17 protein-coding genes and 1 pseudogene are annotated in these 15,715 nt (G+C 42.6%); 6 read left to right on the forward strand and 12 right to left on the reverse strand.

What is annotated here, in order from left to right; translation table 11 throughout:
* Positions 1 to 44: 44 nt before the first annotated feature.
* The 4 genes and pseudogenes from EAE91_RS06375 to cobA form a co-directional block, all read right to left on the reverse strand.
* Positions 45 to 674 (reverse strand): annotated as a pseudogene (locus EAE91_RS06375) (NAD(P)-dependent oxidoreductase); the annotation flags it as partial.
* Positions 675 to 693: 19 nt separating this feature from the next.
* Positions 694 to 1,554 carry a GHMP family kinase ATP-binding protein gene (locus EAE91_RS06380; protein ID WP_214087755.1) on the reverse strand — a complete coding sequence of 287 codons (861 nt, stop codon included), beginning with the start codon at positions 1,552 to 1,554 and terminating at the stop codon, positions 694 to 696.
* Positions 1,547 to 2,620, reverse strand: a complete 1,074-nt coding sequence (gene cobD, locus EAE91_RS06385) for a threonine-phosphate decarboxylase CobD (RefSeq protein ID WP_214087756.1) — start codon at positions 2,618 to 2,620, stop codon at positions 1,547 to 1,549. The genes EAE91_RS06380 and cobD overlap by 8 nt, the downstream gene beginning before the upstream one ends.
* Positions 2,621 to 2,650: 30 nt before the next feature.
* Positions 2,651 to 3,433: a uroporphyrinogen-III C-methyltransferase gene (cobA, locus tag EAE91_RS06390; RefSeq protein WP_214087870.1), complete on the reverse strand. Its 783-nt coding sequence runs from the start codon at positions 3,431 to 3,433 to the stop codon at positions 2,651 to 2,653.
* Positions 3,434 to 3,748: 315 nt separating this feature from the next.
* Between cobA and eutA the strand changes: the two genes are divergently transcribed.
* The 3 genes from eutA to eutC are packed head-to-tail and all read left to right on the forward strand — an operon-like array spanning position 3,749 to position 7,424.
* A complete protein-coding gene (gene eutA / locus EAE91_RS06395) occupies positions 3,749 to 5,161 on the forward strand; it encodes an ethanolamine ammonia-lyase reactivating factor EutA (protein ID WP_214087871.1) in 1,413 nt (470 codons plus the stop codon).
* A gap of 12 nt (positions 5,162 to 5,173) precedes the next feature.
* Positions 5,174 to 6,535, forward strand: coding sequence for an ethanolamine ammonia-lyase subunit EutB (locus tag EAE91_RS06400; protein WP_214087757.1), 1,362 nt, complete (start codon positions 5,174 to 5,176; stop codon positions 6,533 to 6,535).
* A gap of 22 nt (positions 6,536 to 6,557) precedes the next feature.
* Positions 6,558 to 7,424: an ethanolamine ammonia-lyase subunit EutC gene (gene eutC / locus EAE91_RS06405; RefSeq protein ID WP_244868701.1), complete on the forward strand. Its 867-nt coding sequence runs from the start codon at positions 6,558 to 6,560 to the stop codon at positions 7,422 to 7,424.
* 239 nt (positions 7,425 to 7,663) lie between these two features.
* Here eutC and EAE91_RS06410 read toward each other — a convergent pair whose 3' ends face one another.
* Positions 7,664 to 8,308, reverse strand: coding sequence for a hypothetical protein (locus EAE91_RS06410; protein ID WP_214087758.1), 645 nt, complete (start codon positions 8,306 to 8,308; stop codon positions 7,664 to 7,666).
* Positions 8,309 to 8,690: 382 nt separating this feature from the next.
* Here EAE91_RS06410 and EAE91_RS06415 point away from each other — a divergent pair, with 382 nt between their 5' ends.
* Together EAE91_RS06415 and EAE91_RS06420 are read left to right on the forward strand one after the other, a co-directional pair.
* Positions 8,691 to 9,095, forward strand: a complete 405-nt coding sequence (locus EAE91_RS06415) for a hypothetical protein (RefSeq protein WP_040149082.1) — start codon at positions 8,691 to 8,693, stop codon at positions 9,093 to 9,095.
* Between the two features lie 42 nt (positions 9,096 to 9,137).
* Positions 9,138 to 9,539, forward strand: coding sequence for a hypothetical protein (locus EAE91_RS06420; protein ID WP_214087759.1), 402 nt, complete (start codon positions 9,138 to 9,140; stop codon positions 9,537 to 9,539).
* Between the two features lie 456 nt (positions 9,540 to 9,995).
* Here EAE91_RS06420 and EAE91_RS06425 read toward each other — a convergent pair whose 3' ends face one another.
* The 7 genes from EAE91_RS06425 to EAE91_RS06455 form a co-directional block, all read right to left on the reverse strand.
* A complete protein-coding gene (locus EAE91_RS06425; protein ID WP_214087760.1) occupies positions 9,996 to 10,826 on the reverse strand; it encodes a DUF4225 domain-containing protein in 831 nt (276 codons plus the stop codon).
* A gap of 7 nt (positions 10,827 to 10,833) precedes the next feature.
* Positions 10,834 to 11,313, reverse strand: coding sequence for an Hcp family type VI secretion system effector (locus EAE91_RS06430; protein WP_214087761.1), 480 nt, complete (start codon positions 11,311 to 11,313; stop codon positions 10,834 to 10,836).
* A 409-nt stretch (positions 11,314 to 11,722) separates the two neighbouring features.
* On the reverse strand, positions 11,723 to 12,037 hold the full coding sequence (locus EAE91_RS06435) for a hypothetical protein (protein WP_105398191.1): 315 nt from the start codon (positions 12,035 to 12,037) through the stop codon (positions 11,723 to 11,725).
* A 227-nt stretch (positions 12,038 to 12,264) separates the two neighbouring features.
* Positions 12,265 to 13,314: a nicotinate-nucleotide--dimethylbenzimidazole phosphoribosyltransferase gene (gene cobT, locus EAE91_RS06440; protein ID WP_214087762.1), complete on the reverse strand. Its 1,050-nt coding sequence runs from the start codon at positions 13,312 to 13,314 to the stop codon at positions 12,265 to 12,267.
* Positions 13,315 to 13,318: 4 nt separating this feature from the next.
* The gene (locus EAE91_RS06445) at positions 13,319 to 13,939 is read right to left on the reverse strand and encodes an adenosylcobalamin/alpha-ribazole phosphatase (RefSeq protein WP_214087763.1); all 621 of its coding nucleotides are present in this window, start codon (positions 13,937 to 13,939) and stop codon (positions 13,319 to 13,321) included.
* Positions 13,940 to 14,262: 323 nt separating this feature from the next.
* Positions 14,263 to 14,553 (reverse strand): hemolysin XhlA, encoded by a 291-nt coding sequence (locus EAE91_RS06450; RefSeq protein WP_244868703.1) that lies wholly within the window; start codon positions 14,551 to 14,553, stop codon positions 14,263 to 14,265.
* Positions 14,546 to 14,896, reverse strand: a complete 351-nt coding sequence (locus EAE91_RS06455; RefSeq protein ID WP_036814493.1) for a hypothetical protein — start codon at positions 14,894 to 14,896, stop codon at positions 14,546 to 14,548. Before EAE91_RS06455 ends, EAE91_RS06450 begins: the two co-directional genes overlap by 8 nt.
* Before the next feature lie 484 nt (positions 14,897 to 15,380).
* On the opposite strand from EAE91_RS06455, the gene EAE91_RS06460 reads away from it, so the two are divergent.
* Positions 15,381 to 15,686 (forward strand): HigA family addiction module antitoxin, encoded by a 306-nt coding sequence (locus EAE91_RS06460; RefSeq protein ID WP_214054817.1) that lies wholly within the window; start codon positions 15,381 to 15,383, stop codon positions 15,684 to 15,686.
* Positions 15,687 to 15,715 lie beyond the last annotated feature (29 nt).

The following is a 15,715-nucleotide window of genomic DNA, read 5'->3' on the forward strand; positions in this document are numbered from 1 at the left end:
TATATTAGTCAACTGTTTGTTTTGTTTGTATTCGCTTGAGATGACTCAGAGAATAATGTTTCTACCACCCGATCAACTTGTTGATGATCTTGACTGACCAATGATTGCATTAATCGCTCATTAGTGAAAAATCGCTCCCAAAAGTGACGACGTGCCGCCAAATGATGAAAATGTCGTTTTACCCGCTGGCGAAGTGTCCCACCGTAAGCGGCCAGACGACCAAGATGCATCGGCAGCAACCGTTCGAGTTTTTCACGCCATAATCTGACCAATACCGGCGCGTTTCCCCCGGAGGAGATAGCAATCACCAAGGGTGAGCGATCAATCACTGACGGTGTGATAAAACTGGCTTGCTGTGGCTCATCTACCACATTACAAAAAATGCGGCGCTCCGTCGCACAATCACACACATAGCTATTCACCGCCGCATCATTAGTAGCAGCAATCACCAGCCAACAATGCTCAAGCCAGTGAGGCTCAAACTCACCGCGAATGAGGGTCACTTGGCCGTTATCCCCCCATAGTTTAAATTGCGGGGTAAATTCCCGTGCGTTAACTAATAGATGTGCGCCAGCATCTAATAACAGACGCGCTTTACGCTCGGCTACCTGACCTCCTCCAACCAGCAGACAGGTTTTATCCCGGATCTGACAAAACATCGGCAAATAATCCAACATAAATCTCCTCCTACCGTTAACGCACACCACCCGGAATCATGGTCAGCAAGTGCTGACGGGGATAAAAACGAATTATGCCCCTCTGTTTCAGCCACCAGCATAGATATTCAACATCATGATGGTGACGATCGCACAATAATCCGACGACACTGCCACTATGAGCAACATTCAACCCGTAGATCCCACTCCGTTCTACCAATTCCAACAAACTGTCAAACGCCGGTTTGACCAACAACTTTTGGCTGGCCTGCGCACTGAGCGTCGTGGCTTCGCCCAACCGCCAGTAATTCCGAGTAGTCACAGCCTGACAAAATAGTTTCCAAGCACGCTCTAGCACGGAGGCATTTTCCAGTAATACCAGATGGCGATCTAAACGGTGATAATCAGCTGTGATCACGATTTCCGGGCTTTCCAATAACAAAATGTCTATAGATGGCTGCCAGTCACAAGCAATTTGCGTGGTACCTGTTTGATGATCGAACAAGGTAAGCCGACTGAACAACGTGCTATCCGTAGGCTCAAGCTGTACGCAAAAGCTAGCCAGTGTCATTTCATCAAGTGTTTTCCCCAAATAACGCGCCGTCGCCAGCGCTGTAGCGGCAATATCAGCGGTACTACTTGCTAGCCCTTTTGCCATCGGGATCGTAGAAGTCAAGGCGATCCGTAAACCTCGCGCCATCTCCACCGACAAACCAAAATACGCCAGAACCGTTTTCATCACTTGGCGCATACGGGGACGTTCATCTTTTCCCGGCACGCCATCTGTAACAGACACTTCACTGAACCAATTCACCGGACAAGAGATCAATTTCTCACCACCAAGAATCCACCCTTGGATAAGTTCACCACACGATGCAGGACAACGCGCTTCAGCCATAACCGAATACCTGATGTAACGCCGATACCAGACGGCGATTATCACGCTCGCCTTTAATGGCGACCCGATAATGAGCCGCATCCAAACCCGGATAATTAGCACAATGGCGAATCAATATTCTCTGTTTCAGCAATGCGGGTTGAAGATCGATTTCTGGGCGCAGGCAACGCAGGAAGATATAATTTGCCGAGGGAGGCCAAACACGTAATGCCGGTAATGCCGCCAATGCCTGATAAAGCCAACGTTGTTGCTCAGCTAACCAGCGGTGTGTTGCTTGAATGTAAACGTTATCATTAAGCACCATTTCACCCGCCAACGCCGCGAAAGCATTAATGGTCCACGGCTCCCGCCAGCGCTTCATCGCCCGAATCCCCATGACATCACTGCTGACCAGATAACCAAGGCGCAACCCCGGAATAGCAAAAAATTTCGTTAGTGAACGTAGAATATAAAGACGAGGAAAATGCGCTATCTGAGGAATAAATCCAGCAATATCCGGGAGAAAGTCGATAAACGCCTCATCAACAATCAACGCAATATTATGCTGACGGCAACGTTCAAATATTGCCTGCAATAGCACAGCATCTGGCATCAACCCCGTCGGATTGTTCGGTGTCGCGAGAAACAAACAGTCAGGCCGATGGCGTTCTAATGCCATCAACAAGCGTTCATCAGGTTGATAGCTATCCGCTTCATTCATCACATACTCATCAATCTGGCAATCCACGCGCTGCAAGGCGCACCGATATTCAGCAAATCCCGGTATCAAGAGCATGGCACGACGCGGCTTAAGATAATTCACCACAGCATAAATCAATTCGGTAGCACCATTACCCGCCATCAGGTTTTCCGCAGTACAATGATGAATCTGCGCTAACGCGGCATGCAATCGGCGATATTCTGTATCAGGGTAATACTCTGCACATTTTAATTGGTCGATAATGGCCGTTTTTAGGGATTCCGGCATCCCTAATGGGTTAATATTAGCGCTGAAATCAATCATCTCTTCGACTGTAACACCCATTTTCAGCGCCATTTCCAGCACATTACCACCATGTTCGCTCATCAAATATTATCCCAAATGTTAAACAGAAAATCAGAGTGCCATCAGTGATGGAACGGAAGACAACAATAGACGATCCCGGCTAAAAGCCAGTGTTTCCCGCAGACGCACCACATCACCAATCACAATCAATGCTGGCGCAGTCAATCCCTGAGCTGTCACCCGCTGAGCCAGAGTTAGCAGGGTTGCACTGGCAACCTGTTGTTGCTGATGACTGGCATACATCACAACCGCCGCCGGTGTTGTCGGCGCTTTACCGCCTGCGATCAATTGCTCACAGATACTTGCCAGTTGAGTCATGCCCATTAAGATCACCAATGTGCCTTCCAGCTTTGCCAGCGTCGCCCAATCCTGTGATTCATTGCCCTGACGCAAATGGCCGGTAATAACATGAAAACCTGATGCATAATCACGATGAGTGACCGGTATCCCGGCACAAGCCAGACCACCAATTGATGAACTGATGCCCGGTACCACTTCAAAGGGGATTTTCGCCAGTGCCAAAGCTTCCGCTTCTTCACCACCACGGCCAAACACATAGGGATCTCCCCCTTTCAGCCGGACAACATTTAACCCTTGTTGCGCACACTCCACCAAGATTTGATTAATTTGCCGTTGCGGCACTGGGTGATAGTTCGGCGTTTTGCCGACATTAATCATTTTGCAGTTGCCCGGTGCTTCGGATAACAGGTCCGGGCTGACTAATCGATCATACACCAGCGCCTCAGCCTGACGGATACAATGCAATCCTCTGACAGTAATCAGCGCCGCATCGCCGGGACCGGCACCTACCAACCAAACTTTTCCGCTATTCATCATATTTTTCACCCTGTAACGAAAGTCTGTTGGAAGATATATAACCGATAGCCAGCAACATGATCTGGTGTGAGATCAATAATTCTTCATTTTTGTTAATGTATTGATGATAACCCTCTGTTCTGACGCATTGTTACTTTATCTACTTGTTTCTCTTAGCAACTTCGCCCTGCATCTTGTATCTACGCCATTTTTATTATAACCCCTAATGTTTTTGTGATTACAGTTGACTTTTCGATCAAATTGCCGACATTTAATACTGATTGATAAAAAAAAATGCCAACATACGCCTTATTACAGACAAGAGGCGTAGCGATGGAAGCCAAGGAATTATTCAGTGTCGGTATTGACATCGGCACCACCACCACACAAGTGATCTTTTCGCGTCTGTCACTGGTGAACCGTGCGGCGGTATCACAAGTGCCACGCTACGAGTTTGTTAGCCGCGAGATTATCTGGCAAAGCCCGGTGTTATTTACCCCCGTAGACTTTGCCGGACAATTGCGTGAAGACGAACTGTTCAACTTGATCCAAGCACAATATCAAGCAGCAAACATCGATCCAGAAAGTGTCGATTCCGGTGCGGTTATCATTACCGGTGAAACCGCGAAAACATGCAATGCACGCCCTGCGATTATGACACTGGCACAAAAATTAGGGGATTTTGTTGTAGCAACCGCGGGGCCACATCTGGAATCAATGATTGCCGGTTTAGGCTCCGGCGCTCAAGCGCTGTCACAACAGAAAATGGCCAGAGTGCTCAACATTGACGTCGGCGGCGGCACAGCCAACTACGCTCTATTTGATGCCGGGCGACTTATCGCCTCCGCTTGCTTAAATGTCGGCGGCCGCTTATTGGAAACCGATCCTCAAGGCAAAGTTTTACGGGCGCATCCGCCGGGAGCACTCATCGTTGATTCACTATTTGGTGAAAACACAGATCTTCAACATCTGACAGCCTCGCAATTACAGCAAATTGCTACGCGGATGTCGCAATTGCTGTGGGAAGTCATCACCGGGCCACTCACACCACTGGCGCAACAATTACTGATGACCGAACCGCTGCCAAATTGTGATGAACTCTATGCCGTCACCCTCTCCGGCGGGGTAGGAGAATGTTATCGTCAAGCATCGGATCATGCTCTATTCCGTTTTCACGATTTAGGGCCACTGCTGGCGCAAGCTATCCATCGTGATAATGATTTCACCAAACTGCCGCTGCAAGTGCCAAAACAAACCGTGCGCGCTACCGTTATTGGTGCCGGTGCTCATACATTATCGTTATCCGGTAGTACTATCTGGCTCGATACGTTATCACTACCACTGCGCAACATTCCTGTCGTCCATCCTGACACAGAAGCCGCTGAATCACTGGCGGAATCCTGGCAACATGCACTCACACAAATGGATCTGAACGCCGAACAGGATCTATATGCATTGGCCCTACCCGACGCCCTGCCAGTGAATTATGCCGCCGTACAGACATGTATTACTGCTTTACAGAACTTTGCCGCACGCTATCCCTCTTCCCACCCGTTGCTCATCGTCGCTGGTCAAGACTTTGGTAAGGCATTAGGTATGCTGCTACATCCTCTGATGGGAGAACGACCGCTGGCGGTTATCGATGAAGTTATCACCCGCACCGGAGATTATATCGACATTGGCACGCCACTATTTAATGGCACTGTGGTTCCCGTCACTATCAAATCACTGGCTTTTCCTTCCTGAGAGAGCGTAAACATGAAATTGAAAACTCAGCTTTTTGGTAAGACCTATCAGTTTAAAGATGTCAAACAGGTGCTGGCAATGGCTAACGAATTGCGTTCCGGGGATATGCTAGCCGGGGTGGCTGCGGAAAGTTCCCAACAACGTGTAGCGGCTAAACATGTCCTCTCGGAAATGACGATTGCGGATATTCGCATGAATCCGATTATTCCTTATGAAGAGGATTGCGTGACTCGCATTATTCAGGATGACATTAATGAAATTGCCTACACCCGCATAAAAAACTGGAGTATCGGTGAACTGCGTGAATACATACTAAGTGACGATACCAGTGTGGATGATATCGCCTTTCTGCGTAAAGGAATCAGTTCTGAAGTCGTTGCCGCCGTAGCAAAAATCAGCTCCAATGCGGACCTGATCTATGGCGCGAAAAAAATGCCGGTGATCAAAAAAGCCAATACCACCATCGGAATACCGGGAACGTTCAGCGCCCGACTGCAACCTAACGATACCCGCGACGATGTACAAAGCATTCTGGCCCAGATTTACGAAGGACTATCGTTTGGCGTTGGTGATGCAGTCATCGGCGTTAACCCGGTAACTGACGATGTGGAAAACCTCACCCGCGTGCTAGATACCATCTATGAAGTGATCGACAAATTCGCGATCCCAACTCAAGGCTGTGTCTTGGCCCATGTCACGACCCAGATAGAAGCTATTAAGCGTGGCGCACCGGGTGGTTTGATTTTCCAAAGTATCTGCGGTAGTGAAAAAGGGCTAAAAGAGTTTGGCGTAGAATTGGCTATGTTAGATGAAGCGCGTGCCGTTGGCGCGGAATATTGCCGTCTTGCTGGCGATAACTGTCTTTACCTTGAAACTGGACAAGGCTCTGCTCTCTCCGCCGGTGCTCACTTTGGTGCGGATCAAGTGACAATGGAGGCACGAAACTATGGTCTGGCACGCCACTATGACCCATTTCTGGTAAACACCGTTGTCGGTTTCATCGGGCCGGAATACCTTTACAATGATCGCCAGATTATCCGCGCCGGATTAGAAGATCACTTTATGGGAAAACTCAGTGGCGTCTCAATGGGATGTGACTGCTGCTACACCAACCATGCAGATTCCGATCAAAACCAGAATGAAAACCTGATGATTTTGCTGGCAACCGCAGGATGTAATTTCATCATGGGAATGCCGCTTGGTGATGACATTATGCTCAATTACCAGACTTCCGCTTTCCACGATACCGCCACTATCCGCCATCTGCTTAATCTGCGCCCATCCCAAGAATTTGAACGCTGGCTGGAACATATGGGATTGATGGCAAATGGCCGCTTAACATCACGTGCAGGTGATGCATCGTTCTTTTTCTGATTCTTTGCTGAGATAAACCACCATGAACCAAAAACCAATTAAAACGTGTGCAGATAATGCGATCTTTAGCCAGGAACCACAAACATTATCCCCCCCTACAGCGGGAATCATTGACGAAGCTGAAAGCTGTACGCCGGATTTAGGCTCCTTAGAAGCCAAGCAGTGGATCGGTGTCCAAAACCCGAACCGTATGGAAGTCTTACAAGAATTACGCCGCAGCACTGTTGCGAGAGTCGGTACCGGCCGCAGCGGTCCACGTCCCCGTACTCAGGCATTACTGCGTTTTCAAGCTGATCACTCTCGTTCTAAAGATACGGTGTTAAAGGAAGTCCCGACCGAATGGATAGAAAAACGAGGATTGCTGGAAGTGCAATCTCAAGTCAGCGACAAAAATCTCTATTTAACTCGCCCGGACTTGGGAAGAAAACTCAGTGCGAATGCGGTAGAAACCTTGCTGACACAGTGCAAAACTGGCACCGATGTACAGGTTGTGATCTCTGATGGCCTGTCTACTGATGCCATTACCACCAACTACGAAGATCTTGTGCCACCACTGTTAAAAGGGTTGGAACAGGCAGGAATGTGCATCGGCACTCCATTTTTTGTGCGTTATGGCCGCGTCAAAATCGAAGATCAAATTGGTGAGTTACTAAAAGCTAAGGTAGTTGTCTTATTGATTGGAGAACGCCCCGGATTAGGGCAATCGGAAAGTCTCTCCTGCTATGCAGTTTACCAACCGACTGTAGAAAAAACGGTTGAAGCTGACCGCACTTGTATCTCGAATATTCATCGTGGCGGCACACCACCCATCGAAGCCGCGGCAATTATTGTCGATTTAGCGAAAAATATGCTGGAACAACAAGCTTCCGGCATTGCTCTTAGTCGTTGATAGAATGGTGGCTATACCCTATAGATTTCAAGATGGATCGCGACGGCAAAGGAGCGAATCCCCGGGAGCATAGCGAACTATGTGACCGGGGTGAGCGAGTGCAGCCAACAAAGAGGCAACTTGAAAGATGACGGGTATAAACAATAATCTTTCATTCAAGTGCCCCTTTTACTTAATTAAGAAAATCATCAATATAAAAATTAAAAAATAGGATGGCAGGCCAGAACCTGCCTCCTGCTTTATTGATTACCTAGCCATAAATGCGATATAACTTCCAGTTCTGCATTTAGAATACTGCTAATGTTGTAGAATTCAATTTTATAGTAATTAACAACATTAGGAGGTGATGCAAGTATTTCCGTCTTACCGGAGTAAATATCAATATAGCTATACTGATTATAATGCCCAAACGGACCAGCCCAATAATTTACAGCCCTAATATTTGCCAGGCTATTGTTTTTTATAATTGCGTCACTGAAATCAGTGGGTAATACTGCATTACCAGAATTATAAATTACATATGCATCGTTAGAATTCATATGTACCATTCTTGATGGAATTCCAGCTTTTTTCCACGCAGGGTCCATTACAAATTCAATTTCTGCATTTTCAGTATTGCTAAGATTGGTGACTACAATTTTATAGCGGTAAATAAGGTCACCAGGTCCGCCGAATATTTTAACTTCGCTAGGATAAACATCAACATGACTATATTGATGATAATCTCCAATCAGACGAGCCCAGTAATTTACAGCCCTAATTGGTGCCATACTCTTGTTTTTTATAATTGCCGCTGGGACTGTATTTGGCACTGCAATATTTTTATTACTATAAATCTCAACGGTTGCAAGAGGACCTATAGATACAGTTTTTTTCAATGACATTATTCTTCCCCTCATTGTTTCTGTTATTTAGTAACATATATAACAGGTGGTTTTACCTGTAAAATTTAACTTAACACTTTCCCCAAACAGTTAAATATTGAAATTTGTCAGCACAGTGAAAAAATACAGCCAACGAATTTATTGTATATAATTTGTCATTCAATAATGTAATAAATAACAATCGAAATCAGATACTGTTTTTTTCGCGTTATCTATTCTGATAACACTTTTCCTCTCATTTTATTACGACGATAGCACCATATTACTAAGTACAACAAATTTTCGAAAAACAGACATAAAGAATGCATTTATTAGGTATAATAAAACCATAACTATGTTATGATAAGTCATTATATCAACGAAATATTATGAGATTGAATAGATGGATTTGGAAAAATTAAGAAAATTAACCCTCAGTAGTGGATTCACATTTAAAGAGCTTCTTATGATGCAAAGAACCTTTAAAAATCTTGACGATGATGAAAGAAGGTATCTTATAGAAAATTATACAAAAAGCGATAATATTTACAATGTTATACTATTATTTGCTGGAGAAGTAGGTTTCCCTGTGTTATATATAACTGCTTGGTATATAGTGTTCATATTAATAGAGCTGTATGATAATGCATGGTTTATGGTTCCATTTACATCACTTATTTATGTCATTGTGACGATGACATGTTTATGTTATAAACGTTTTTGTCAGAATTATCCTTTCCCCCTATGCATAAAATTAACCATTTTCTATACTCGTCTCAAAATAAAAGAAAAGTTCAAGCAGTTATAAAGAATTAAGTGTGTCATGGTAAGCCATTTATAGAGTTAAAAAATGAATTTAATTGACTTAAGAAAATCAATATTAAATAGTGGATTCACCTTAAAAGAATTACTTAAGATAAAGAGAAACTTTCTTGTCCTGCATAAAGATGACCCATACATTTATAATAAATATCAAAGCAAAACAGATTGTTTTTGTTATTATCTACTATTTATAGCTGAAGAAGTCGCTGCACCATTAATAATGTTGACCTCAGTTTGTTTATTTATAATATCAGGTATGCTTTTCAGTGAAAAGGAATATAGCATTTCATTAATGTCATTTATTTACTTACTCTTTTTTACCTCTTTTTCAATTTATTATAGCCTTTCCGTTAGCTGTAATCCTATCACAGGATTAAAATTAGCAATATTCCATATTCGTTTTAAAATAAAAACTAAATTTAACCCTTGAGTTAATCAATAAAACATGATAAAAACAACTAATTATAAAATCAAATAAAATTGAGTATGAATAAATGAACCTAATTGAATTAAGAAAATTAATACTAAATAGCGGATTCACCTTAAAAGAATTGCTTAAGATAAAGAGAAACTTTATTACCTTATATAAAGATGAGCCTGATATTTATGATAGATACCAAAACAAAACAGACTGTTTTTGTCATTATCTGTTACTTATAGCCGAAGAGGTCGCTATGCCATTTTTATTTTTTACTCCAATTTTCTTATTTATAATAACAGGTATGTTTTTCAGTGATATGGCATATGGAATTCCATTAATGTTTTCAATTTACTTATTTATTTCAATCTCATCTTTTTTTTATTACAGTTTTTCCGTTAGATGTAATTTAATCACAGGTTCAAAATTGCTAGTTTTCTATATTCGTTTTAAAATAAAAAATAAATTTCAATCGTCATGAAGTTTATTTATGTCATCTATCAAAAGTTTGACTTTATATCCACTACTTAATACTTGAATGGTTAACATCGGCTTTGGTGTTAACTGCCATTTTCTGGCAAGATCCGAATTAATATATCTGAACAATTTCCCTGCCCCCGGTTTAACAGGATAACCTCCAGATATATTATTCTTAGATTTAACCGGTTTAAGCTTGAGCATCCCATACGTTCCATATAGACTTGCCACGAAATCAACTGAACTATAAGCAACATCAGCTACACTATCACCATAACCTAAAGCATGAGAGACATGTCTATATCCTTCCCTAACCCAGCCTATATCTTGATGCTCATAAAGAATCGGGCTAATAGATTCATAAAAGTTATTAACTCCATGAGCAGCCAAAACAACACCTACCGATTGAACTGTTCTAGATTTTACAAGTCTCCCTGAATTAAAAACTGCAAGACCAGCAAACATTTGAACACCACCAGCAACAACCCCACCGCCTATTTTTGCGTATTTAACCACACCATGATCTTCAAATATATCGGTTACAATATATTTGGTATAATCCTTACGCCTTAAAACCTGATATTCTTTTTCCGTTATTTCATACTCATCTTTTACTTCATAAACCAATCTCTTTTTTTCGTTTACATCAAATGTATTTTTAAATTCACGGGTTTTTATATTAACAAAGTCATCAACTTCTTTTAAATATGACATTCTCAGTTGGCTATCTTCTATAAAAAAACTAGCAGCCAAGTGTGCTTTACGCTTCAATGACGAAGCGTAATTATTTAAATCATAAGAAAGATGAGATATCCCTTTCATAAAATCCTCAGTAAACGTTGTCTTCCCATATGCTATATGCACTGGTGCCGGACATAATATGTTCCCACGTTATTGATTTATACATCAAAGATAAACTCTCTTGTGGCTGACATTCATTATGCGTAGATGAATTTGGATAAAATCCATTCAATGCACATATATATGCACCGGTAAGTTTTATCTTATAATATAGCTCTAAACCACCTTTAGTTGATGTTCTGTAAAAATAAAAAACACATTGCAGCGATTCTTTATTCGTTATAGACACCCCCAAAAGAGGAGAAGATTTATCTATTGGCTTTCTTATCTCAACCGGCTGATGGTTAACATGTTGACCTCTGGTTATATTAGAAGTCAATTCATAAACAAATATATGGTCTTCATGACCAAGCTGACATGTGTTACCAATAGAATCAACCGTTGAACATCCTTGTGATATCAAACCTTGCTTATCACCCCTAATTTCTAAATAGATTATATTCGCCATAGAAAACCATCAGTTAGTCAATATTCAAAAACATGAATATATATTATCTTGATAAGAAATATAATATAGATATTGGGTTCATTGCCAAAGAATGTGATAAAGCTCATGATAATGGAAATTTAACTAATCCTTTAGTGTTATAAATAACATTTAATTGCTGCCAATATTCCACTTAAATTAAATTTGAATGAATTTTTAATCCAATACGATTAAGTATAATGAAAGTCATTGGCAAGCAAATATTACGAGATATATTTACCGAAAATGCTTAAAGTTATTATTCAAGAATAAGCAATCAAAAAGAGTGAAATTTAATATCAACTAAAATAAAGGATGGCAGGTCAAAACCTGCCTCCTGCCTGGTTTGGTAGATAGTGAAATTCTTAAAATAGGGTTCATGAAAGATCAACTACCAATTCCAAAATTGCGATGTAACTTCAATTTCTGCGTTGTAAATAGTGCTGAGATTGGTGACTATAATTTTATAGAAATAAACCGCGTTAACAGGTGCGAGAAATGTTTTCGTCTCACCGGGGTAAACATCAATATAGTTATATTGATTATAATCTCCAACCGGAGGAGCCCAGTAATTTATCACCCTAATGGATGCCGGGCCGTTGTTTTTTATAATTGCCTCAGGATAGTGATTAGGAAATATCACATTTCCGTGCTTAAAAATTTCAAAAGATTGACTAGAATTTACATATATAATTTTTGATGACATTTTACTTCTTCCTTATTATCACTGTTATTTGTTGACATATATAATCAGGTGATTTTACCTGTAAAATTTAACTTAACACTTTCCATGAGCAGTTAAATATTGAAATTTATCAGTGAAGTAAAAGGAATACGATAAACGAATTTATCGTATATGAGATCTCATTTAATAGAGCGGAAAGATTTCATGCTCGCCAACTATCAATACGGGTTATCAAATTAACCTAATAATTAAAACGGCAACACAATATTACTTTCAGTAAGTAGTCCCATATTGTTATACATAGCACAAGCCGCATCCACCAGATGCATAGCCAATGCAGCGCCGCTGCCTTCCCCTAAACGCATGTCCAAATGCAGATAAGGCTCTAGTTGCAGGTGTTGCAACGCAATAATTGAGCCTTTCTCTGCCGATAAATGCGAAGGAATTAGGTAATGACGCACATCAGGAGCAATTCGACAAGCGGCCAGCGCCGCCGCATAAGAAGGAAATCCATCCAAAATCACCGGCAGCCCAGCAGAAGCAGCGCCAAGCATTACGCCCGCCATACCCACCAAATCATAACCACCAACCTTGGCCAATACATCAATGCTATCTCTGGCATCAGGCCGATTGATTTCAATCGCCTGTTGCACAACCGCCACTTTGTGATGCAAGCGTTCTCTGGGGAAGTTAGCCCCAATGCCTACAATCTGTTGTGGATCGTTGTCCGTAAATACGCTGACCACAGCCGCCGCCGGTGTGGTATTCGCCATACCCAATTCGCCCACACCAAACAGTTGCACGCCATTTTCAACCTGTTTCAGCGTCAGGTGCGCGCTTGCCAGCAATAGATCTTCTACTTGCTGGCGGCTCATTGCCGGTCCTTGGGCAATGTTGCCACTGCCACGCCCGATCTTCATATTCACTAATCCCGGCACAGGATCACTGTCAATGCCCACATCCACAACTTTCACATCAGCACCCGCATTTGCCGCCAACACGCAAACACCGGTAATCCCTTTTATCATATTCTGTGCATGAATAGCCGTTGCTGATTTGGGCGATATGGTCACACCTTCGTCATAAACCCCATGATCAGCAACCATCACAATAATCTGCTTACGATCAATATGATGGCCCGATAATCCCCGCATTCCGGCAAGCTGAATCGCCAGATGTTCCAAACGTCCGAAGCTGCCTGTTGGTTTAACCAGCCCATTCAATCGAGTAGCAGTACGCGCCATCGCAACGTTATCCAATGGCACAATCGCATTAATGATCGATGAAAATGTTTGCATGGTGTTATTTCCGTGTCTCAAGCGGCTGCCAGTCAGTCCGGTTATTAAATGTGCGCAAGGTAGTAAATCCATGTTGGATTTCCACGACACTGTACGTTCCCTGTTCAAAATGAAAGTGCCACATAGCAGTAGGCGGCATAGCTAGCAAACGCGCCAGTAACAAACCCAATACCCCCTGATGCGCAACCAGTAACAGATTATCCTGACTTTCTTGTATCAGCAGTTGCTGAACCACATTTTCTATCCGAGCCGCAAATGTCGGAAAGGTTTCACCCCCGGCCGGGGATGACTGTTGCCAATCCGCTAACCAGGCAGTCCAAGTTTCTGCGTCTTCATGTTGCAAATCACGGTGATGGCGCATTTCCCATGCGCCAAAATACATCTCATTGAGTTGCGTATTAATGGTAGCTGATAACGAATGACCGGCCAGAATAATCTCCGCAGTATGACGCGCCCGCCGTAACGCGCTGCTTATCGCTTGCGAAAATGTCACTGCCGATAGATAACGGGCAACTTGCCGAGCCTGATTTATCCCCGTTTCAGTCAGCTCCACATCCGTCATACCACAGAAAACACCACTCAGATTCGCTTCCGTTTGACCGTGCCGAACCAAAAATAGTCGCATTGTTGTTACTCTACCTCAGATGTTTTTTAGAGCAGTTAATTCAGAAACACGTAGATTCAGACTCGTTTTTTAGCATGTTACCCCCATTCATCATAAAATGACTTGCGAATGTGTGTCGTAGTACATGTCTCGCCAGCCTTTTTGCTAGATTGGGAATCATTGATTTAATACCGTTTTGGGTAGCGATTACCCAACGTTCATACTGTTGCGCTTCGGACTTTGTGCCGAAGCACTTACGAATATGCTTGCCCTTGCGGGCGAACATCAGCAAGGTACTGCCCGCTATCCAGTTTGGATACACTCACAAAATGTCTACAGAAATTTCACCCAAACAAATAACGAGCCACAGCTAATGCCAACCCAGCGGTACCAATTATGGTTGCAGCTAACCACTTCGTCCGTGCACTGATTTCTTTATGTAGATCGCCTTTTGTCGCAAACTCTTCAGATCGAGTTGTTAGCTTGGTTAACTCTATCTTTATTTGCATGACATCTGATTCAAGACGCGCCACTCTTGGCTCTAAACTGCCGCCATCACCGCCATCATTACAGGTAGTATCCATATCATCACCCCCTTTACGTTTGGTACTATTCATATAAGATATATTACTCATCATGAGATCCCTTCTCTTGCTGACTCAACCAATGAAGCACAGATCTGACTTCATGAGTGGTAATATAGCCACAATTATCACAGCTGAGTTTATAATAATAATTAGCATCACTGTCGGTAGGTTGTTCTGGTGCGTGTCTGAAAAAAGTAACAAATGTTTTGCTAACCGATTGCCCATGAAGCAAGTCAGCAACCGCAGCTTTGCTTGTCTCAGCAATAACTTGCTCACCAACACTGTGGCACATCGGGCATATTCGAGTTACTTTCTTCGCGTCCAAGAACTTGAAGAAAGTATCAGCATTTATTGTTTCCAACTTCTTAATAAGTTTGTTTTTGTCTTTCATTTAATCACTATTATAAATGTTTTCGTTTAATGAGTTTCTTAACTTATAAACAAAGGGGAACTCACTCCCTTGCCGCCGCAATACATCTTGAAATCCATAGGGTATAAGTTTTTCCGCATAACCGTTTGACAAGACTCCCACAGGAGATCATCCTCATGTTGAAACCTCCACCTGGAGACCTTAAAGTACGACGAAATCCAGATAAGGACTTGGGAAGAATAAACTATGCCAGCTAAAAGACCTAAACCTATTGTTATAAAAATGCCCGATTGCCCTGTTGTTTTCTGCCTGCCATACCACCCAACGCTAACGCTTTCAGCATATGCGGAGTTTACAGATCAAACGGTCAGAACCTCCAACAACAAGCCAATGAGCAAAGATTGATACTGACAAAAAAGAAGAAAAAAGAAGAAAAAAGAAGAAAGGCAGAGAACGTGAAGTAAATATGGTTTTATTATTCCTCTTGGATTTCACAGGAAACTTTATGGATACCAGAACAGCAGAACCTACCACTGTAGGTGAAATGTTGACCGAAGAGTTTTTGAAACCCTTGAAAATAACTCAACAGCAGTTAGCGAGTGCGATGGGTGTTTCTCGCAAGGTTATCGGCCAAATTGTGAATAATTCCCGGCGCCTATCCGTTGCAGAGGCCACGCAATTAGCCGGTTTATTTGAAACGGATGAGGATTTTTGGATTAACCTTCAAGCAGCTCATGATCGCTGGGAAAGTCGCCAGATTTCCGCCCGTAAGCATTATGTACCTATTACTGTTATTCTCTCAGCCAGCTAACACTTAGCGAGAATATAGGGGTTGGGTAT

The sequence above is a fragment of the Photorhabdus noenieputensis genome (assembly GCF_018448935.1).
Classification (GTDB): Bacteria; Pseudomonadota; Gammaproteobacteria; order Enterobacterales; family Enterobacteriaceae; genus Photorhabdus; species Photorhabdus noenieputensis.